Source organism: Vreelandella sp. 162(4c) (assembly GCF_058152265.1).
Map to the genome: position 1 here is coordinate 5,245,408 of NZ_CM176981.1, position 21,580 is coordinate 5,266,987.

A 21,580-nucleotide genomic window follows, 5' to 3' on the forward strand; every position below is an offset into this window, starting at 1 on the left:
TTTATCAGAGTGGCGTGACCGTTAAGCCGTGCTGCTCTGGGTAATGCAGGGAACGATTCAAAATTCGGTAGCTATCCACATCAAAGCTTGCGGGCGCTGCTGTAGCGCCCGCTGACTGCCCCTCAATAGCAATGCTGCCCGGCCACGGCCAAACATTGACCTGAAGCTGGGTGAGCGCTTCCTGCGCCCCCTGGGTATGCGCTGCTATCGACTCCTGACCATTGCACGCGCCACGGCACTTGCCCACCTGATTGGCAAAACAACGCCCCTTACCTTTTGCAAAAATTAAAGCTGTTTCGCTCATGGGCCGCCATGGTAGTGGATGGAGAGCTATTAATACTTGGTTATAAAGTGTGTGGATCTACTGCTAAACGCGATACGGGCAGCGTCTCGTCAGTAAGGCCCATTTTGTGTAGAAAGGTTTCAAAGTCAGCGTAACGGCGGCTATCTAACGCCGCGGGGCTCAGCGCCATGCGGCGCAGGATGTCCTCCCAGGCGTTGGCGTTAATGTCATTATCGAGCACAGGGTGCGCGCTAATCAGCAGCTCCCAGGCGGCGTCAGGGTTGTCGATAATCCAGTGGCTCGCTTGCTCAACGGCAAGCACAAACCGAGACCAGGTATCAGCGCGGCGCGCAAGCGTATCGCTATTGGCCAATACCACCAGGCCGTCATTACGGGGGATATCTAACTCATCGAAGCGAATGACGTGGGTGTTAATGCCTTCAGTCGCCAACTGCTGAGGAAGGTAGTGGTAAAAGCCATCGGCGACCGCGTCAATCTGACCCTCCCGCATTGCTCGAATGGGGTCGAAGTGCAGGTTGATGGGCGAGGTGAAATCATCGGTTTGCTGTACCGAGCGGGGGAGTAAACGCGGGATGCTCAGGTCGCGACCTTCTCCGGTGGTATAACCATAGTGTAACCCTGCCAAGGTATTTTCGGTTTCCGCCTGCTCCTCGCCCGCCACAATGACCGCCGTCAGCGAGGTTTCGATCAGTGTCGCGATGCGGACGATTGGCGCGCCGTTATGAGCCTGCATATGAAGCAGCGGCTGGCGGGTCAGCGCCAAATCGACTTCACCTGCGGTTAGCAGCTTGATAGCGATGGAGGGGTCGGCCGGTGACTGAATCTCCACTTCAAGTCCTTGGGCAGCGTACAGCCCTCGCTCTTTAGCAATCACCAAGGCTGCGTGCTGCGGGCTCAAGTACCAATCCAGCATTAGCGTGATGTGTTTAACCGGCGGTGGTTCGAGCGGCGGTGCCGGGGTTTGCGCCGTGGTGGGCACTTCCTCGACGCTTTCGCTGTCAATGTTTCGCCAAAATGCTTCCGGCACCTCAACATCTGTATCTAGCGTCAGCGGGGCCGTTTCTGAAGGGCTTTCTTCGCGCTCTTCATTTGCGTAAATAACTGAATTAGAAAACAATAAGGTGACGATAAGACTCAACAGGATAGGGTGCCAACAGCGTAAGAGGCAACGCAACATAGTCAGTAACTCCAGGGGTTGTAACGGCGAAGTGTAGCCGCCTGGGAAAGCTTCTGACCAGCCCCTTGAGCATAAGGGGGCGCTGAGAAGAGACAGTAAATTCAACGGTTACATGCAATAATAGCGCTGTATTGATGTAGAGACGGAGAGTCATGGACACAATTTATACGTTCTTTTTGGTAGGCGGTTCTCTTATGGCCCTCAGCATTTTGGCCAGCCGCTTATCGTCGATGATGGGTGTGCCGCTGCTGCTGATCTTCCTTGGGCTAGGCATGCTAGCAGGTGAAGAGGGCGTACTGGGCGTAGTGTTTGACGATTACTCCATGGCCTTTGCCATCGGCCACCTCGCGCTGGCCATGATTTTGTTAGACGGTGGCTTACGTACTCGCCTCAAAACCTTCCGAGTGGGTTTTAAACCCGCGCTTTCCCTCGCGACCTTTGGCGTCTTTATCACCAGCGCCATTGTTGGCGTTATCGCGATGTGGATTTTTGACCTAACGATAGTACAGGGCCTGCTGGTTGGCGCCATCGTAGGTTCAACCGATGCCGCTGCGGTTTTCTCCATGCTTAGCGGTCGCGGCGTTAATCTCAACGAACGGGTAGGGGCGACGCTGGAGATCGAGTCGGGTACCAACGACCCGATGGCAATTTTCCTGACCCTGATGCTGGTTGAGCTGCTTGTTGGTGATATTGGCGGCCCCGTTGAAACCCTGCTGTTTTTCCTTTCCCAGTTTGGTATTGGTTTGATTGTCGGCCTAGGGGGCGGTTGGCTGAGTGCCAAGCTGCTTCGCTGGCTCGATTTAGCCCCAGGCCTTTATGCCATGCTGGCGCTGGCGCTGGGGTTCAGCGTATTCGGTTTAACCAGTGTGCTGGGCGGTAGCGGATTTTTGGCCATCTACCTTGCTGGTTTGATGATTGGTAACCAGCCTGGGCGCCACCTTAACTTTATTCTGCCGGTGCACGACGGCTTGGCGTGGCTAAGCCAAATCGGCCTGTTCCTGGTACTTGGCCTGCTGGTTACACCCAGTGAGTTATGGGACGTGGCACTGCCCGCGGGTTTGGTGGCACTGGCGCTCATCTTTATTGCCCGCCCGTTGGCGGTGCTGATCACCATCAAACCGTTCTTTAAATTCCGCTGGCGGGAAACCTTCTTCATTGCCTGGGTGGGCTTGAGAGGGGCGGTGCCTATCGTGCTGGCTATTTTCCCGGTTATCGGTGGGGTAGAAAACGCCTCGCTCTACTTTAATGTGGCCTTCGCCGTGGTATTGATGTCGCTACTGATTCAGGGCGGCTCACTGACGCTGATGGCCAAGTGGTTGAAGGTGGAAGTGCCGGTAGGCACCGTGCCTAACCGGCGCGGCCCGCTGGGCATCCTGCCGGAAAACGACTTTGAGCTGTTTGTGTACGGAGTCGAGAACCAGGATTTAGAGGACGTGCCTATTCGGCTGCTGCGTTTTCCATCAGGTGCTTTGATTTCTGCACTGTTCCGCGACCACGCCATGTTGCACCCCAAGGGCAGCACACGCTTGAAGCTGGGTGATGTGATTTGTGTGATCGGCCGCTCAGAGGACTTGTACGCGCTTAACCGACTATTCAATGGCGATGCCAAGCTCAAGCAGGAGCGCGCCTTCTTCGGTACCTTTACCCTGGATGGCAGCGCGCAAATGCATGATATCGCCCAAGCCTATGGCCTAACGCTCAGCCCCGGTGAGCAGGACATGACACTGGCGGAATTTATCGCCCTGCGCGTGGGTGGCCACCCGGTTATCGGGGACGACGTCGATTGGCACGGCATTCATTGGGTGGTCAGCGATATGGAAGGCGGAAAGATTACCCGCGTCGGGTTACGTTTGTACTAAAAGGCGTTGACTTCCAAGGAAAAGCTGTTAGTATACGCACCCATAAGCCGGAGGGATGGCAGAGCGGTTGAATGCACCGGTCTTGAAAACCGGCATAGGTTAATAGCCTATCCAGGGTTCGAATCCCTGTCCCTCCGCCAAGCATTACGAATAAGCCGCTGATTTCAGCGGCTTTTTTGTGTCCGTAATTTAGTCAGCCCATACCCCAGCCCATACTTTGGTTTTGGTTCTCCCTAGGCAGAGCTGAACATAGTTGGACGATTCCTCCCTCTCTAATAGTTTTTTTCCTTTATTTATACCTAGCCTGACTCAGACTATACCCATGTTTCTTCTTTGTGCTTGCCCACTCGCTAAGGAGTAGAGGTTTCGCTCGAATCTAAGAGTAATGAGTGCTTACAACTGGCTGACATCATCCTTAATATCTACTTGGTTCGGAAGGCTCTTAAGCAACTCTATTCAATGAACTAGAGACTATGAACGAAAATAGGTATCACTACGATGCCACTTAGCCGCGCTTTTGTATGAAGAATGGATTGGAGATAATTTAGCATGCAGGCTGAGGCTTTTTGTCAAGCTTGTTCTCTGGAAACGTCGCTTGGCCAAAATTTAGGCAATAAGCACATGACTTGGAGCAGCAGCCACCAATAATTTTTAAAATGCGCTTCTTTGAGAATTTTTGGTCAAATGACCTATTTACATGATTGTTAGAGCTGGGGCCTCTTTTATGTGAGTTTATGGTTATTTTGTAAAATTTCTACCACAAAGCGCCAACATTTCTTACTAATACATGATAAAAATGAATTAAATACGTGAGCAAAGGCGCATCTAATGGATCAATCTGACAGCCCGAAAGTTATCGATCTGGCGAATATGAATGCGAATGTTTTCGATAATGCAGATACAGATCATTTTCTACAATCGAACGGGCTTGAGCGCCTGAAATATCTGGTCCGGCAACAGCTCGACAATATTCCCGAAGATCCTGTCAAAGAGGATAAAGGTGCGATCTACTACCCAAGGTCGCACAGAGCGATTCTCGTCGAAGGAGGACGTGGAAGCGGCAAGACAACCTTTGTGCTTAATACGCTAGAAGAGCTTAGGCAGCGAGATCAGGCTCTTTCGAGGAAACTTCTTGTTATGCGTATGATTGACCCCACTCTGGTTGAAACAAAAGAAAATATTGTTATCCTCATCCTTCAGCTAATAGAAGAGGCTATAGAAGACGCTAACTTACGCATGACGCTAGACGAGCGTAAGTTCGAAGAGCTTGATTTAGCATTAGAAGCCCTTGCCGAAGGACTTCGCTTGTTGGACGGAATTGGCCCGGCTTCGGCCTATGGGGCTGAATGGGAAGACGCTCAATGGGTCATGAGCCGCGGACTACAAAAGGCTCGTAAGGGCTTTAATTTTGAACTTAAGTTGAATCGCTATATAGCGCTTGCGCTCGAAATCTTGGGCAAAGAAGCATTTGTGCTCGCTTTTGATGATGTGGACACAAATTTCCAGCATGGTCACACGATTCTTGAAACAATTCGGAAGTACTTGACCTCACCGCAATTAGTATTGATCCTTTCTGGGGACCTAGAACTTTACGGTCGTTTACAGCGCAAACACATCTACGCGACCTTTGGTAATGACGTCATTAAGCATGACCTCGAAATAATGGGCAGCGATAAGAAGGGCTTGTCGAATGCAGTACTGGAACTTGAGGAACAATACCTCCTGAAGATTCTACCGCCGCAAAATAGGATACCGATGCTTCCACTCGGTGTGCTAGCTGGCAGTATAAACGTCCGGCCAAGCTATGGTGGTGCTACTGAAGAGCTATACAGTTGGGCAGGCAAGCGTGTCCGAAAATATCTTCGTGAAGGCCAAGGAGATGATCACCCCTTTTTAAAAGTGATGAGCAAAGAGCATCTTCGCCTTGTGTTAGGTTACCTTCAAGCACTGGATCACCCGACCAATCCCAATGAAAGCGATGTTAGCTATGGGCGCAGAGCTGTCCTTCGAGTATTTGAGACCCGTTTGCGCACTTTGCACATACCGACAGATCTGCTCGACACTAACTCATTTGACTATGAACTTCGAGTCGCTTTCGAATGGATTATCGGGCAGGAGGAGCCTGCTTCACTTATCCGTTTCGGTAATCTTGGAGAAAAGGAAAGGGCAATCGCTCTCCATTGCATTGCTCTTGCCGTTGCGAATGGCATGAAAGATAGTGGCACAGTACTTAAGGCTCTGCTGGTATTTGCATTGCCAATCACAATGACCCAGTTACCTCAGCTTGACAGCCCAGAGAAGCGCCTGAAGGTATTTGAGTTTCTATGGCGTCTGGATGCTCCGCACATGCCAGATATCGCTGCGCGGCTTAATGCAATCCGTCGTGGAAGAGATATGAACGATCGGCAACGCCCAATTGCCTTCGGCTCGGTAGCATTGGCAGAGGATGAAAACAAAGTACTTGAACGTGTTTACGGTCTGGCATCAAGTGATAGCAAAGACTTTAATGTGTTGAATAAAAACGCTAAGAACAATGCTGCGCGTCAATGGATCAATTTGCTCAAAAATAAAGGCAGTAGCGACCATACTTTGCTTCTAGCGCGTCAAAACGTGGCATGGTTTGCTATGGAGGCATTCCTTGAGGATGATCGAGCTGGTGTGTTCAACCCAATTCTGAACATGATTTATTCGCGGCGCTTCAACGAATCCGGTGAAACCCAGCGTTCGATTTCTGCTCTATCGCTGTTTGCAGCGATAAGTGAAATTCTTCAGTCGAAAAATCTCGAAATAAGCGGCCTTGTCGCGCTTGCTGTTGAACATACCATTCCATTTTTTGGAAGTGGGCAAGCAGGGGCAGAAAGCAGCGTTGAAGAACTGCTCTATGGAGTAGACAGCATCAGTAATGACGAAGAACCACCAGAAAAATCTAAAAAAGTTACCGATGAAATAGGCGTATTTCAGACATTTTTTGATCATCTGAAAGACTGGCATAAATTTGCCCGCAAGCTCGGAACGAGTGCCTCAATATCTCCTGCGCTTCTAGGAACACTTGCTTCAAGGCTTTTTGACGACTTGCACAGCCTTGATCAGTTTAGAGATCCGGGCTTGCCAACAAACAGCGGTGAAATATTCCATCGTCAAGTCACCATCGTCCTCAATGCTGCAGTGGCTATGACAGCTGGCGAAACCGTACGAAAACGGGAAAGTCCAAAGACATCGGACGCTCCTCTTGGGCGTGTTCTGGCCCGGGCCAGGTCCGACAGTGAGCAAGCTAGCCTTCATCCATTGGCTGCGGTTTTATTGTCCTGTCCTCTAGTCTGGGCTTTTCTTAATCCCAAGGCCGAATATAGGAGTGGTTCCAATACAGAGAATTTGCGTAACGTTGTTCGTGAAACTCTCAAATATTGGAACGATACCAATGACTTTGAAAAAGTTAACGAATCGAATTTTGATGATTGGACGACTGCCCCAGAGGTAACCATTAAGATAGGTAACATTCAGAAAACGGATGGTGGCAGCCAGCGAACTATTACGGTTGAAGGATTCTATGACCTGCTGAATGTCATGCCGAGATACGCCGAGACAAAGCGCAAATAATCGAGGACTAGCTAATGCTGAGCCATACTGGGGCAGATGCAGCTTTCGACGCGAGCGAGCTAGTTGCGTATGCGAAGGCCCTTCTAACAAACGTCGAATTCCTGCGTGCGCTGGAGGCTAGGCCTAGGGTAAAGGTTGGCGTTATGTTGAGAGGAGTCACCCTGCCTCGCTCACGAGACATGATGGAAGAAGTTCGAAAGGCTTACGAACTTGGGCGCTTCGCACGACTAAGGTACTTGAGACCCCAGCTTTCGGATGAGGCAATCGAAAACCGCTTGCATCGAATGAACAGGCAGCTAGAGCGTTCAAGTAATGACGGTTCGGAAGGGCATAGTTGGCGAGCAACCAACACCCGTATTAGCGGCTCATTCGTTAACCTCTTGCCTAACCTGCTTTCTATGCTGGCCGAAACATTTCTTCGTGAGGGGCATGATGGTTCGTTACGCGTCCGTAGCGAATTGCTCAAACAATGGCAGGATCTCGTACTCGTTGTCCCTCCAATGCTTATAACCTCGGCCTGGATGACGCCGCGGTTATTTTCTTCCGAGTCGAAAAATCATGAGACACGAAGTCGGCGCAGTGCTGTCGAACGCATGGCGCTTTGGCTATGCGACTCTACTCTTCCTGTTGATGATGAACCGGCTCTCGATTATTTGTGTCGAACGCAGGGCCTTGATGAGATTCACATGCATCTAAACGGCACAACTGAGGCCGAGAAGGTTTGGTGCGATGCGCTCAAGCGCCCGGATCACGTGGTTGGCGCTCTATTGAAGCGTAAAGCGAGAGACTCGGGGATTCGCATCAATATTGGTAACGGGGTAGAACATCTACTCAGACAGGAAGATGATGCTCTAACCGGCGAATTATTAAGGCGTCGCGTAAACGATGCTATTGCGCTCAAAACCGCGCTGCTTAATAAAAACTATGAGGAGAACCAGGGAACAGACCCGACTACTTGCTATCGCAAGGCAATTCATAATGCGCTTCCTTCGAAAAAGCACACTAGGCTCCCTAAAGTGGTGCATGAGGCTTGGCTCCTTTGTACCATATTCGCAGACTTTACCTCCCCGAACGACCCAAGTATCAAAAGAGGGCTTATGTTGTGGCACTATGCGCTGCTGCGTGCTCAATTTTGCCGGCTGCTCGTGCAGCAGGTTGCTCAAGTTGGCTTCGATCAGTTTCAGTACATAACACTTAACGAGTTAAGAGAAGATACAGAAAAAGATTTTGCCGAGCGTTTCCGGCAAATCGAACGAGTTCAGCAGAAAGGTGTAGATTATCTTGAGGGCAGGTTCGCACCGAAAATAACACCGGATCGGACTGCTGCCCTGCTCGGACAGGTTCTGCGCGGCTATCTTCGCTTTCTGGGTGAAGAAGAACTCGGTGAAGCCGGTACGGCCTCAGTGTCGCTGGAATATGGTTCTCTTGGTGATTTGCTCGAACGAGTACGCGAACTTGAACTTGGTAAAAAAATTGGCCGTTGTGATCATGAGGCATTGAAAGCTTCGGCTGTGAGGAAGAATATTTCACTATCTCCGAGACGTCTTCGGCTAGGGTTGGTAGCGCATTTCATCAAGATGACTGATGTTGAGGAACGTCAAGCTTTTTATAGGGGCGGCAAAGCTCGGTCCAGATGCCGTGATTCTATAGCTCGGCAACAAACAGACCAGTCAGCACGAGCCCTGATTTCCGTCATTAAGCGCACGCCTGGGCTCGATACCTTGATTCGAGGTGTTGATGCTGCAAGCAACGAACGCCACGCTGGCCCTGAAGTCTTTGCCCCGGCCTTTCGCCGGATGCGGGACGCAGGCATGCAACGTTTCACTTACCATGCAGGTGAAGATTTTGCTCACATTGTTTCGGGGCTTAGAGCAATCTGCGAAGCCGTCCACTTTCTTGACCTTGATGCAGGTTGTCGGATAGGACACGCAACTGCATCGGGACTGAATGCCGAAACATGGTGGCGTGCGGTAGATGGTCACGTCATTCTTCCTCTGGAAGATCGCCTCGATGACTTGGTCTTTGCACGCGCTACTCTTCTTAGTAATCGCGCTTGTACTAGCTGGCTGCCTGTGATCGACGCGGAAATTCAGAGCCTATCGATGCGACTCTGGGAAGACCCAAGTGTTTCTGTTGAACATCTTGTCGATGCTTGGCAATTGCGTAGACTTGATCCACTCGCGAGGAAAGCCAGTCTGCGTGATGTTGAACCAAGGCTACGTGCCGAAGCGCTTCTGCATGAGGTGTCCAAACAGTCTAAGAAGACTGCTTACGAGCTTTTCTTGCGAAGACACGGTATCAAAACCAAGTCTGATGAGCTTTGCCGTATGCAAGAGGACGTCGTCGTATTTCGTGAGACTGATGTTCTGTCATTAAATATTATTAAGACTTTACAGCACTGTGTGCTGAAGCTATTGCATGAGCGACGCATTGCTATCGAGACGCTACCGAGCAGCAATGTTCGGATCAGTATTCACGAATGCTATGAAGACCACCACGCTCAGAACTGGCTCGGCCAAGAAACCAACAATGCCCTGGTGCCTGTCACAGTTTCAGTCGGATCGGACGATCCAGGAATTTTCGCGACCTCTCTGCGGATAGAGTACGCACATCTAATGCGTAATTTTCGTAATGCGACGTCAACCTGTAACGGCCCAGATCGCTCGGAGGAGATGATTACAAAGCTTTGTAACGATAGCAAAAAATACCGTTTTTGAATAAGTGTAGGACTCGGTATAGTAGCGTTAATCATCTGAATTCTTACGGCCTTATACATAGCCTATGGTCGTTCTGCAGCCTCAAGCCACTCATTCATGCCATTGACACCCAGTGCTAACAGCTCGTCTTGTATGGCTACTACTCGCTTGAGCATGGCTCCGTCGTCTGCCTCTTCCAATTCTTCGGCCTGAGCGAATAAGCGAGTTAGTAATTGAGTTAGATTGTCTTCGTGATCATATACTTGGATTGCTGAGCGTCGAATATAACCAAAGTAAACTTCAGTAACTTCTAATGCATACATTGGTTCTCGAAGCGAAGTAGCATTTAACCAAGCATCGAAGCCAAATAAGTCTCTTCGCGAAGAATCAGCTTCGGTTTCAAGTAAAGAGAGGCAACGCTGTATCAATTCAAGAGGGACAACGATCAGCGGCGTTATTTCCCGAAACAGACTGCGGAGTTTGCGTGCGACTGCAAGTGCATATGGGGCTTCTTCATTCAAGCCAGCCTCTAAGCCAGCGAGGCACTCTTTTCTATGTTTATGCATATTGCCCACATGGCTCCATACGCTCGCTGCACCAAGCCATGCTTCTACGGATTTCACTCTTTTGATATCTTCGAGAAAGATAGCAAAGTCTAGTTGTTTTGTGAAAGCTGCCAACGCAGAAATTCGGCCCCATACCTTTAGATCCTTACCGCGGCCTTCACAATAAATGAATTCTAGCCACGAGGTGACGATCTCAAATTTTTTACGGTAGGCATAATACAAACATGGCTCAGCAACTGCCCATAGTCCAGTGCCTCCTTCTCGCATGGCTATATCAAACATCTCCCAGCCTAGTTCAGGATGATTGCTCTGCAAGTAGGGCATTCGCATTAGAATCAGAGCGCGAATTGCAGAATTCTCATCTCTTACAAATAGGTGTAGCGTATTCGCGAGTAGCTCTGGCCATGGTAGGGCCTCCGTATCAAGCTGGTTAGCCACGATAATTAGGGCTTCAGCTACTTTACCTCGGGCCATATTGAGGCCGATTGTAAGCAAATCATCTGAATCTCCAGATACAGAGCTCTCCTCCTGTAATGTTGAGAAACCAACAGCTAAAGATACAAGCCTCTCAACATCCCGAGCCTGTTTAACTACATATGAGCAGCTTTTTATCGCTTCAGAAGCGGCGCGGTTGTGATGCCAATGATTCGGGTGACTTATCAACTCATCAAGCACTTGCTGTGCCAGTGTTGGGGCATCAGGCTCTTCTTTGGGTGACCAATTATTATTTGTATTTAAGTTGCCATGGCGGTACGCCAAATAAGTGGCAACTCCTTCCATGAGGTTATCGCGAAAATGTTCCTCGACCCTTTCCCAATTCGCTGACAGAAGATTAATGAACCGAGAAGGTTGGCGCGAAGCTGCTTCGCGCAGTTGCTCACCTACTTCTCGTTCACCGCCCGTCAGGACGTCATCATAAGAGTCTTTTTTATGTCCACTGTAGTGATCCAGGAGACATATTACTCCATCATCACTTGTCTCAAGAAAAACTTCGAAAGAAAAGGGGGCATGAACTATACCGCTATAGTGACCAATATGCGGTTGGCGGACTATCGGCCCTAGCTCCTTTTCGCACTCATCCAAAACGGCTTGCGCATTAGGAGAACGATAGTGGCATGGAATGGTTAAAATCAGTTGCGCTTGCTTACTCAGTATCCAAACACGATGACTTGGCTCATCAGTAGTTTGCTCATGAAGTGTTAAAATTGTAGATAGTATTAAGTTTTGTGTTGTTGCCTCCAGCTGCAAAAAAGTTTTTTGTATCAATGTGCCAACTTCATAAGACAGGTCAGACTCAAGCAATGTTTTTTCACACAATATGCTGCTAATAATGTCTATGTTTGCGGTTGGTGTTGTTATACACGCGAGAATTGCGAAATAGCGCAGCGAACCTTCTTCACTGAAGCACAGGCGTTTTCTATTGTTTTGCCACCAGGTTGATTGAGTGGCTGCGTGATGCACAATGGCAGTTTCAACTGCGTCCAGCAAAACCCTTTTGCTATCTATGTGATGAATCTCGTTCTGTGAATGCACGTCGGCATATGAGGTATCTTGAAGAAAAAAACTCCTATAGGATAACGGGGCATAACCATAACGTGACCTTTTAATTTCACTCCATTTTTCAATAGTTGTAAGAGCTAAATCGAGTAATCTCGTCGATTCCTTCATTCGTGTTGCGAGAAACTTGTCATTACGACTGCCAAATTCATGCGGCTGACAATGTAGTTTGTTTTCTAAATTGTAGGAAAGCACATCCTCATCGCTAATTTCATCTACGATATACTGCCATAAGATAGCATCGTCCAAGCCACCTTTTTTTACGCCATAAGCTAAGGCATGTCCGAGAAAACTGTACTGCGGTCTAGGTAACTTAATAAGTTCAACAAGCAGTGGCACATACAAACCCAAATGGTATTCATCAACTTGCGCGATGCCACGTGCCATAGAACTAATCAACTGGCTTTTATCGACACTTTCTAGTGACAGTACCTCAGCCCAGTAGGCGGAAACTCCAGCGGGGTCATCATTCTTCCATTGTGACACTCTGTGCGCATGTATCATTAGTCCATCAGCATCGCAATCATCTCTTAATATAGGCACTAGATGCTTCATCCAGAAGAAATGCCATTCCGTATGCTTCCCCTGAGTATAAATCACCTGAAATATTTCATGGTTTTGAGTGCGTAGATCTCGTATTAACGGCCAGTCGTCATCGCATGGAGGGAGTTCAGCAAAGGTTTCTACCACCAAGCGGCGAAGATGGAAGGCATGCTTGCCAGTCAAAACAGTACGCAGTTGCTTGCGGTATTCGCGACGATCGCCGGATACCAACTGCATGACATAGCTTCGAATGCTTGGACGCACAAAAGGGACTGGCGATAAACGTTGAATGAACTCACTCAAAGTCTCAGCTTGGCGAACTGCACCGCTCGTTACTAAGACATCCAGTAGGGTTTGATGTCCGAAAGTAAGTTGTCCATTTTCAGCCTGATGTAAAACCTTATTACTGAGGAGCGTGCGTCTGATATCTTGAGATGCAGTAAACCGTTGGGATGGCACCGTAAGGCTGCGTAATTTAAGCATTTCAGCAGCAATGTTTTCAATGGCTCGCATAGCTTCATCGCCTAATGCGCTATTACCCTGGACTATAATCGCAAGATAACGCTGCGCCAACTCTTGGCTAGTCACTATGTTGAAGGAACCTCTTTGCTGTGCCAATTCCGCGAACAGCGCCAATTCTCTCGGGTTACAAATTAAATCGCGTGTGGTTGCATCAGTTGTTGATACGTCAATTCCAAGTTTGCCAAGCAGCGGAGCTATCTCAGTGCACCAATCTAATGGCTGGCAAGTGACTTCTTTGTCCCAATCGCGCTGGGCAATTCGCCGATCGTAATGCCTATCAAAATCGCGACAAGCAGTAACTACAGTGATATTGGGAAGTAGCAGAAGACGATCAATCTGCGCCAAAAAGTATGTAATTGCACTGTGCTCACGGGCGATGGAGAGTACATCAAGAGAGTCGATCATCACTACTACATGTGCATCTTCCGACATGCGTGCCGCTTTTTCTACCCAATGCTCTGGTAAGCCATGTGCTTGGCGGTCCTGCTCAGTAGCTGTGTCAGCAAATTCACGCGCTTGAATGAACAGTGGCAGCAAGTCAGAGCGAGTTTGTGCAATTTGCTCTAGTGCATCCTGCACAGCTAGCATCACGCAGGTCTTACCTGATCCAGGCGAACCGGTCAGCAGTATAGAACAATATTTGTCTTCTATTGCCTTGATGAGTTCGTTGACCGATGGGCTAGACACATACTCATTGCCAATGTCTCTGCGCCATGAACGACCAATGGCAGAAGTACTTTGGAATAAAGCACGTATTTCAACTACATCCATAGGGGAGCTCAATATAGAGCCTGTATTTGTTAATAGTACCTTCAGATCTTCTTTTGTTAGTTGATGTAGTGGAGCGCCACTTTGGTCGTAGTTATTCTCGCGCATGCCGAGGTTATCAAGACTTACCCATAATGAATCGTAGGCCACTGAATGGTTGCTTACCAATTGGCGTAAGCGTTCGATCAGTAATAACTTCATTTGGTCCAGCTCTGGACTAACCTCGAATTTCGTACGTTGAAGGAATTGATAGGTTGACAAGCTTGACAACTGCTCGGAAAGCAGCTGATCAAGCTGTGAATCTATCTTTCTATGCGCCTCTCCTAGGTTTGTGTGATAGGTTGGTTCATCGGCAAAGTTGGTGCTTTGTTCGCGTAATGCCGCGAGCTCACCAAAATTACTACGCGAATAGAAACGTACGAAAGCTTTCGAGTTATTGGACAGCAAGTCAATTGCCTTACGCAACTCGCTGGTGAGATCAGCGAAGGACCAGGCTCTATGTAACGTTTGGTTTTTTTTACACTGACAACAAATTATGGTGCCATCGGCTTTGCCAACTACAATGTCGTCCACAGACCACGAAACTGAATCGACTTCAAGCCATTGATAATCAGGATCTTTTAAAACGAACAAAGCCCAATTGAAAGCAACTAAAGTTTGGTAACCATCACCTCGATTGGACTGTATCCCTGCTTTACTCAATTATTTACACCTTCTGTAATGTTACTTACCCACGTGCTGAAGGGTAGCTAGCGACATGCTTGTCTTATCGTTCGGATTGTATACTAAAGTGGTAATATATTGTTCTAGTGAAATTCAAACGACACAAGTGCCCTTGTTACACTGTAATAAGATGATCATCAAGACCTACTTCTAATTGGTCGGTAACTGTTTTTACCATAAAAATGCCCCTTCCATTAAAGTTGACAACGACGGAAGCTCCTACTCGTTAGTTACATATGTATAAATATCCCATCTCTGCACATGACTTATATCCATTGCTCCCAACCACCACCTGATCTACCTCTCGAATAACCATTAGATCCAGGGTTCAATGGCCGCTGAGTGACAGGGTTATCTGAATCACTTGGCTCGGGATCACCGCTTGAATGGTTATGCACCAAGATGACGGCAGCAGCGTCGTAGATGAGAGCTGATTTGAAGACTCCAGGGTTGAACGCTGGCTTTGGCAATGGTCCCATTGAAGAAACCTTCGAAATGAATGACGCGGTACTGGCTGTGGAGAAAAGTAAGCTAAACAATTTATACTCATAATTTTGTAGCAATAACTGCAATTGCTTCAGCGTCTGGAAGTGCTATGTGATCTTTCGGACCTTAACGAGCATACGTTGTGCGAATGGCTTGACTATGGTGATGATATTGGTTTCTGTAAATGAAAGAGTGACTTGATAAGTATTAGCTTCTTCCACACCTTTCGATTGCTATATGTGAACGTTGCCAAAAAATAAAGGTGCCGGAGTGGGGACCCCGGCATCTATGTTGTTAGATAGCTTTTTTGAATTTTGAGGTATGAGTTGCGTTACGCTGCCATCACTTGATTCATACGCTGATCCATTTCTTCATGAAAGGCCTCGACCCGCTCAGCAATGCTGCGAATCATAATCTCGTCGCGGTAGGCACGTTTGATAAACAGCGGCATGCCCGGCCAGTAGCTCACAAAGTCGATCCATTCCCGTTCGCTGACCCACAGCCCGCCTTGGCACTGCGGTATGTGCTCTTCGGGTATCTGACCACTGAGCAGCACTTCTATCTGATATTTGGGCAACTTGGTTTTGATTTCTAGCAAGCCATTAGCGCCTACTAGGCTGTCGGGTGAGTACCCCACGCTGTGGTTAAGGATGATACCCACTTCGTGTGGCTTGGGTTCACCAGTGGTATCGCAGTAGAGCGCACGGGCAATGCCTTCCAGCGTATGCCCACGACGGGTATGGGCATTGCCTAGAAATGGCTCGGCCAGCTCGCCGGTTATCCGCTCACCGATCAACTGGTGCATATAGGTAATGGCTCCGATACCCAACCCACCGGGGCCTTTGCCGTTTACCAGCAATGTCTTGAGTTCTGACATGGTGATGCGCCCAAGACGCGCCGCCAGCCACTCCGGAGAGCCTTGTGGCATGGAGAGTATCTGCATACACGCCTCTTTTAGACGATGAGTAGTCAGATTGAGCCGTTATTTCACGGCTCGCTTGGTGAGTGAGGCACGTAGCTTGTCGAAATCGGCCTGGGGCACTTTTACGGCTGCCCCGTATTTGCCGCTGAACCACTCCTGGGTTGTCGCTGGGCATTGACTGATTAGCCGCTGGATCTGTCCCGCCTGAAAGGGCGTGACTAGCTTGATGCTCGCTTTGGTACTGGTCTTGCCGTTATCGTCCTGGCCCCGTGTAGTGATATTGAGTAGGGCGCAGAGCACGTAGCGTTTCCCATAGCTGGTAGAAGAGCCAAACGCCTGTACGGCGTTTTTATTACCGCTTATATCAGCGGGGAGCAGCATGCTAGTCTCTTCGCGATGGCCATCCTTGTGCATCAGAACACCGGTGATCTGAATACCGCGTTCCTGGGTCTGAATACGAAAGCTCACCGCAAAGCCGTGTTTCTGCATAATGGGGCGAACGGTATCGACGATATCCTCCAAGGTGGCGTAACAGCCGTTGTTAGCCTGCCCGCGCTCCTCAATGCTAGGGAGTTCGGTCTGCATCGCTGCCATGGCCGCGCTATAAGCCATCATGGACTGGCGATCCATCACCCGTTCCTGCATCTGTAGCAAGCGCTCCATTTTGTCGATATCGACGTCCGGGTTGAGTGCCGCGCGCTCAATCACTTGGATAATGGCCGTGCTCTCAGCGAGATGCGGGGTGGGTGCTGCAGGAACTGCTTGTAAAGAGGATGCAGACGTCTCGTGATTTACCACATTAGTTTTGGTGGCCATGACAAGGCTCCTTCAATAGGGGTTAAAGGTCGGCGGGAAGCTCGCTGGGAGGGACGAGGCATAGGTGCAGCTCGGTGCGATATAGCTGGCCCTTTGCCATCACGTAGGTCTCGGCATAGGTTTGATCCTGGGTAAGCAGTCGTTCCGTCAGTTGGGTTAATGCGATATCTAAATCGGGGCTAAGAGAGGCCATGGTGTTCTCCACGTAAAAAGCGATAAGCCCAGCCTGGTAGGGGCTGGGCTTATCGCGCTATCCAATGAGGGGTAAGACAAAAACTAAGAAAATTAGCAGTAAAATGATGAGAAACAGCATGTCAGCTCACCATCGCAAGGGCCGTTTTTAGCGCCTCTTGCTTCAGCTGCGCCCCTTGACCAAACCACGCGGAATCCAGGCGGGTATCGTTGCTACGCGCACGCTTGTCGTGATCCACGTACTCGGTAACGGCATTGAGCAAGCCCCACGCAGTGTCTTTGGCCGTGTCGAGGTGGGAACCGCGGCCTTCGCCGTGGTAGAGCTTCTGCACCTTATTGAGGGCCCGGTAATTGGGCAGCTTGGAGGGGTCGTCTATCGGCTTATCGATACCGCAGAGCACCGACTGAAAATACTGTTGCGCCTCGCGGTGATCGATCTTACGTTCCGCTAACGCCTTCATGCGGTACATGAAGTCATTCCACTGGGAAACAGAAATACCCAGCTGGCTTTTTACCGCACGGGGGTCGAACTCTGACCGATGGGGTACCTTCACCGCCTGCGACGTTCCATCGACGGCGATCTGCAGCGTATTGTTGCACACCACTCGCACCGTGGTGGGTGTCGCCATGGTGGCTAGCGTGCCATCACAGGACGTTGCCAATAGCAGGTAGTCGTTGACCTCATCCTGGCCTTTCAGTGAGGTGCTTAAGCCGCTGCGCGCCAAGGCCCAGAACTTACGACCGCCTTTCAGGACGCCAGCGGTTTCCAGTTCATACCCGGCGTATTCCGTCAGATCGCGGTAAAACTCCAGAATTTCTTCGGGCTGCACCACCTTATAACGCTGGGATACGACCGATAGTGGCGCTTTGGTATCCGAGCGGTAGAGCACTTTTTGCTCGGGAAACGAGTGAATACTGCCCAAGTGGCTGGCACCCTCCGCAATAAAACGCACCGGGGCTTCTTCAATGTGCCAGTTCATACCGGCCTGTTGCTGCCAGACCTCTAGCGGTTGTTGACGGGATAGCTGTTGCCCCAGGCCGTGCCAGGGGGTAGCGCCAACGTAGGCCATTTGTTCAACGAGATGGGCCATGATGAAAACTCCTAGCAATAAAAAAAGCGCTGACGTTAATCGCCAGCGCTTCATGGTTGGAAAGTAAGGGGTATGTCGCTTTGTGGATACGCATTAGTGCGATGTGCTGAAGGGAGGGGTTAATTGCCGGAAGCTATGACCGCACGATACGCACAGCCAGGGCGTTCCTTCACCGAGCGGTAGCTTCTGCGTGAAAAACAATTCTGCGGCACGCGAGCCTGCTTGACTGCCGGAAAAAGCCCCCATCACGGCAGCGGTCAGTTTGGCTAACGGAAAGCGGGAGGAGGCATCCGATAAAGGGGACGTTGGGGTATAGGATGCCCGCCACGCACCAATGGCTCCGCCCACTAGGCGGCTGCACACCGTGCCGATGCGTTGGGCGGTTTCAAGGTTAAGCGTGCAAGCGGCTGCACAGTAGAGGCAAGGCGGGGACATAAACAACACTCCTATAGGCGTCAAAGTGATCCCGTGTGCAGGATTCATAGGGGTGATATAGATCTGTAATTTTTTGGCTTTGACCTTTGAGTGGTTGCTTCGATAAGACTCTTTACTGATACTGTTCATAAGTACAGTAAAAGAGGGAGTCTATTATGTCATTGAACGTTTCACTGTTGGGCCGGGCAGATGCCGCGGCCTCATCATTACCGTTACCGCTTTACTCCAGTGCCGTACGCGCTGGGTTTCCGTCACCGGCGGATGACCACCTGGATGCCGACCTGGATTTGCACCAGTACGTGGTGAAACGACCGGCAGCAACCTACTTTGTCAGGTCGGAGGGCGATTCCATGCTGGGCGACGGTATTCACCATGGCGACCTACTGGTGGTTGATCGCAGTCTGGAAGCGCTGCCAGGTCGCATCATCGTTATCTGCGTGGACGGTGAGCTTACGGTAAAACGCTTGGAGCGAGTGGGCCAGCGCACCTACCTTCGGGCCAGTAACCCCGCGTATCCCCCCATTCCTATTGATGGTCGCGAATCCCACGTTTGGGGTGTCGTGACCCATGTGCTTCACAGCTTCCCCGGGGCAACGCTGCAATGATGGCGCTGATTGACTGCAATAACTTCTACGTCTCCTGTGAGCGGGTATTTAACCCGTCACTGGAAGGCCGTCCTGTAGGAGTGCTATCCAATAACGATGGTTGTGTCGTCGCACGCTCTAATGAGTTAAAGGCGCTGGGCGTGGAGATGGGGGCTGCTATGCACCTGTTAACGCCAGACGTACGTCGCCAAGCCGTGCTGTTATCCAGCAATTATGCGCTTTATGGCGATATGTCCCAGCGGGTGACCGAGGTGCTGGGCGAATTTTCACCCCATGTGGAGGTGTACTCGATTGATGAGAGCTTTGTAGGGTTTCAGGGCTTTGATGAAGATACGCTGGAACAACGGGGCCAAGCACTGCGAGATACAGTGAAGAAGTGGACGGGCATTCCGGTGTCGGTGGGATTTGCGCCAACGCGAGTGCTCGCCAAGGTCGCGAACCGTGCCGCTAAAAAGCACCCCGCTTATAAAGATCAAGGCGTGTGCAAGTTACTGGCTGAGAGCCCGTCTACCAAGGCGTTGTTGAAGCAGTTGCCGGTGACTGACCTATGGGGCGTTGCACGCCGCACCGGCAAGCGGTTACGCGTCATGGGTATTGAGACTGCCTGGGATCTACGTGAAGCTGACCCGAAACATATCCGGCGGCATTTTAGCGTGGTGCAAGAGCGCATTGTGTGGGAGTTGCGGGGCCAATCCTCCATTCAGCTAGACGACATGAGCCAGCCCAAACAGCAGATTATGGTCTCCCGTTCGTTTGGACGACTCACCAACGACCCCCATCAGCTACGGGAAGCGTTACGACACCATGCCGCCAGGGCGGGTGAAAAGCTGCGCAAGCAGCACAGCGTGACCAGTGCCGTCATGGTATTTATCCGCACCAACCCGTTTCGAACCGATTTACCGCAATACCATCAACGCGTGATGATAACCCTGGAACGGCCTACCGATGACAGCAGGGAGATTATCGCCGCTGGAGTAAAGGGGCTCCGGCGACTCTGGCGCAAGGGATATGCCTATCATAAAGCCGGTCTAATACTGCTTGACCTATCCCCTAAGGCCAACCGGCAGCTCACTCTCACCGAAACCCCGCAAACTGATGAAGAAGCTAAGCGCAGCGAACGCCTGATGGCGACGATGGATAAGCTTAATCGGGAACTCGGAAAAGGGGCGATACAGATGGGCTTACCACGGAAAGATAACGCCTGGGTTTTACGCAGCGAGCGGCGCACACCTCGTTACACCACACAATGGAACGAGCTTCTGGTCGTTAAGTAGTTCTGACACGTTTTAATGGAGCTGGTAATGCTAAGGAAAGTGTCATTTAAGGAAGAAAATACTGACAGGTATGATTATCTGAGCAGATGCCGAGCCTAATAGGCTTTAAGTTTTCTTATTGAAAAAAATGGAATTATTTTTATTTAAGAGAGAGCTTATGAAGAAATCATGGCCTGTCAGCAGCCCGCTTACCACGCGGGTTTGGTCATTTGATACTCATGGCATCTATCCGATTTAAATGACGGTAATAGTATTATGCTCCTTTGAAGGGTTAAAAATAGTACCCATGGAGGAGACCTACAAGCCGACGACCTTTCTTCAAGACAATAGCCGTAAAGTCACGATAAGCCATACTCATATCCTCATGGCAAAGAATCCAAGTGACATTTACCGCTAAGCAAGTCGTGCTTGTAACACACTTAACGGTTAGCCATGTAGAACCCAGCTCTACAACGCTAAAGCGATAAGGTGACGATCGCATGATGCTCACAGGTGCCTGCTAGAGCATTTCCTATTACGCCGAGATAACCGCGTTTGCTAACGGGTTATCACTTCAGCGTTTTTATCAATCCAATGTTTACACTTTTGCTACGGGTAATGACACGGTATCAAAGCCGTGGGTATTTCTGTGCGTGAGTGTTAGGAGTTTGAAGATGAACACTACTTTACCGAACGTAGGCCAACGTAATCGTAAACGCCATCCTGATAATCCAGCTCTAAAGCTATTTTGGGAATGTCGTTACCAAGATATGCGTGTGCTTACTCATGAAGGTCCTTTGATCGAAAACTATCTAGAAATATTGCTTCGAGTAATGAATCAAGCACGACAGGACTGCCCTCGTATATTTGCAGTCCGCATCGATTTACTTTTTCCTGCGGAAGGGTATATGGGCTATTCAGGCTGCGACAATGCATGTGCTACTTCATTTATTAGTCATTTGCTTTGGGAGCTAGATGTTGCAAACACTAAGTATCCCCACAAAATGCGCTACACGTGGTGTCGCGAGCAGGTAAGCAGTATTCATCATCATTACCACGTTTTGCTGCTTTTAAATGGAGAGGCCTATAAAGGTCTTGGCTACTTTGGCAAAAGTCATGGTGGAGGTTTTGATCGTGACAACCTCTACCACCGAATCGTACGAGCTTGGTCAAGCGCGATAGCTTGGCCATTAGAAGACATGGGAGGCCTAGTTAATGTAGCCACCGATAGTGTTACCGAAAAGAAGTACCTGTGGAATTTCTATCAAAATGACCAAGCTGCTTTTGCAGAAGTCTTTTATGGAGCTAGCTACATGTGTAAAGCTTACTCGAAGCCTATCAAGCAAGGGTTTCGTTGTTTTGATGGAAGCCGGCATTAATAAAGCAGGTGAGGTTAGGTAAATAAGGTTCAACTAATAAAAGTTGATGGAGACCGAACGACTTTGAGCTAGGTCGTTCGGTCTCCCCC

At 49.7% G+C, this 21,580-nt stretch carries 15 protein-coding genes and 1 tRNA gene; 7 read left to right on the forward strand and 9 right to left on the reverse strand.

Going from position 1 to position 21,580, the window contains the following annotated elements; translation table 11 throughout:
• Window positions 1-4: 4 nt before the first annotated feature.
• Entirely contained in the window at window positions 5-304 is a 300-nt protein-coding gene (locus AC4EYZ_RS24200; protein WP_022523357.1) for a hypothetical protein, read from the reverse strand.
• A gap of 40 nt (window positions 305-344) precedes the next feature.
• Complete coding sequence (locus AC4EYZ_RS24205) at window positions 345-1,481, reverse strand: ABC transporter substrate-binding protein (RefSeq protein WP_022523358.1); 1,137 nt, start codon at window positions 1,479-1,481, stop codon at window positions 345-347.
• 152 nt (window positions 1,482-1,633) lie between these two features.
• Here AC4EYZ_RS24205 and AC4EYZ_RS24210 point away from each other — a divergent pair, with 152 nt between their 5' ends.
• From AC4EYZ_RS24210 to AC4EYZ_RS24225, 4 genes are all read left to right on the forward strand, one after another.
• Window positions 1,634-3,340 carry a potassium/proton antiporter gene (locus AC4EYZ_RS24210; RefSeq protein ID WP_022523359.1) on the forward strand — a complete coding sequence of 569 codons (1,707 nt, stop codon included), beginning with the start codon at window positions 1,634-1,636 and terminating at the stop codon, window positions 3,338-3,340.
• Window positions 3,341-3,389: 49 nt separating this feature from the next.
• Window positions 3,390-3,480, forward strand: a tRNA-Ser gene (locus tag AC4EYZ_RS24215).
• A 688-nt stretch (window positions 3,481-4,168) separates the two neighbouring features.
• Window positions 4,169-6,937, forward strand: a complete 2,769-nt coding sequence (locus AC4EYZ_RS24220; protein ID WP_022523360.1) for a hypothetical protein — start codon at window positions 4,169-4,171, stop codon at window positions 6,935-6,937.
• Between the two features lie 182 nt (window positions 6,938-7,119).
• The gene (locus AC4EYZ_RS24225) at window positions 7,120-9,654 is read left to right on the forward strand and encodes an amidohydrolase family protein (RefSeq protein ID WP_199105103.1); all 2,535 of its coding nucleotides are present in this window, start codon (window positions 7,120-7,122) and stop codon (window positions 9,652-9,654) included.
• Window positions 9,655-9,716: 62 nt separating this feature from the next.
• Here the strand turns inward: AC4EYZ_RS24225 and AC4EYZ_RS24230 are convergent, their stop codons facing one another.
• The 7 genes from AC4EYZ_RS24230 to AC4EYZ_RS24260 all read right to left on the reverse strand — a co-directional run bounded on the left by AC4EYZ_RS24230 (window position 9,717) and on the right by AC4EYZ_RS24260 (window position 18,254).
• Complete coding sequence (locus AC4EYZ_RS24230) at window positions 9,717-14,291, reverse strand: AAA family ATPase (RefSeq protein WP_022523362.1); 4,575 nt, start codon at window positions 14,289-14,291, stop codon at window positions 9,717-9,719.
• A gap of 287 nt (window positions 14,292-14,578) precedes the next feature.
• Window positions 14,579-14,791 (reverse strand): JAB domain-containing protein, encoded by a 213-nt coding sequence (locus tag AC4EYZ_RS24235; RefSeq protein WP_238326124.1) that lies wholly within the window; start codon window positions 14,789-14,791, stop codon window positions 14,579-14,581.
• 338 nt (window positions 14,792-15,129) lie between these two features.
• On the reverse strand, window positions 15,130-15,741 hold the full coding sequence (locus AC4EYZ_RS24240; protein WP_022523363.1) for a lambda exonuclease family protein: 612 nt from the start codon (window positions 15,739-15,741) through the stop codon (window positions 15,130-15,132).
• Window positions 15,742-15,780: 39 nt separating this feature from the next.
• Window positions 15,781-16,536 carry an ERF family protein gene (locus tag AC4EYZ_RS24245; RefSeq protein ID WP_089690922.1) on the reverse strand — a complete coding sequence of 252 codons (756 nt, stop codon included), beginning with the start codon at window positions 16,534-16,536 and terminating at the stop codon, window positions 15,781-15,783.
• A gap of 22 nt (window positions 16,537-16,558) precedes the next feature.
• Complete coding sequence (locus tag AC4EYZ_RS24250; protein ID WP_022523366.1) at window positions 16,559-16,729, reverse strand: hypothetical protein; 171 nt, start codon at window positions 16,727-16,729, stop codon at window positions 16,559-16,561.
• Between the two features lie 121 nt (window positions 16,730-16,850).
• On the reverse strand, window positions 16,851-17,819 hold the full coding sequence (locus tag AC4EYZ_RS24255; protein WP_022523367.1) for a DUF932 domain-containing protein: 969 nt from the start codon (window positions 17,817-17,819) through the stop codon (window positions 16,851-16,853).
• Window positions 17,820-17,912: 93 nt separating this feature from the next.
• On the reverse strand, window positions 17,913-18,254 hold the full coding sequence (locus tag AC4EYZ_RS24260; protein WP_022523368.1) for a hypothetical protein: 342 nt from the start codon (window positions 18,252-18,254) through the stop codon (window positions 17,913-17,915).
• A 155-nt stretch (window positions 18,255-18,409) separates the two neighbouring features.
• Here AC4EYZ_RS24260 and AC4EYZ_RS24265 point away from each other — a divergent pair, with 155 nt between their 5' ends.
• The 3 genes from AC4EYZ_RS24265 to AC4EYZ_RS24275 all read left to right on the forward strand — a co-directional run bounded on the left by AC4EYZ_RS24265 (window position 18,410) and on the right by AC4EYZ_RS24275 (window position 21,491).
• Complete coding sequence (locus AC4EYZ_RS24265) at window positions 18,410-18,859, forward strand: LexA family protein (RefSeq protein ID WP_022523369.1); 450 nt, start codon at window positions 18,410-18,412, stop codon at window positions 18,857-18,859.
• A complete protein-coding gene (locus tag AC4EYZ_RS24270) occupies window positions 18,856-20,133 on the forward strand; it encodes a Y-family DNA polymerase (RefSeq protein ID WP_053857051.1) in 1,278 nt (425 codons plus the stop codon). Before AC4EYZ_RS24265 ends, AC4EYZ_RS24270 begins: the two co-directional genes overlap by 4 nt.
• 653 nt (window positions 20,134-20,786) lie before the next feature.
• Window positions 20,787-21,491, forward strand: a complete 705-nt coding sequence (locus AC4EYZ_RS24275) for a YagK/YfjJ domain-containing protein (protein ID WP_022523371.1) — start codon at window positions 20,787-20,789, stop codon at window positions 21,489-21,491.
• Window positions 21,492-21,580: the final 89 nt, after the last annotated feature.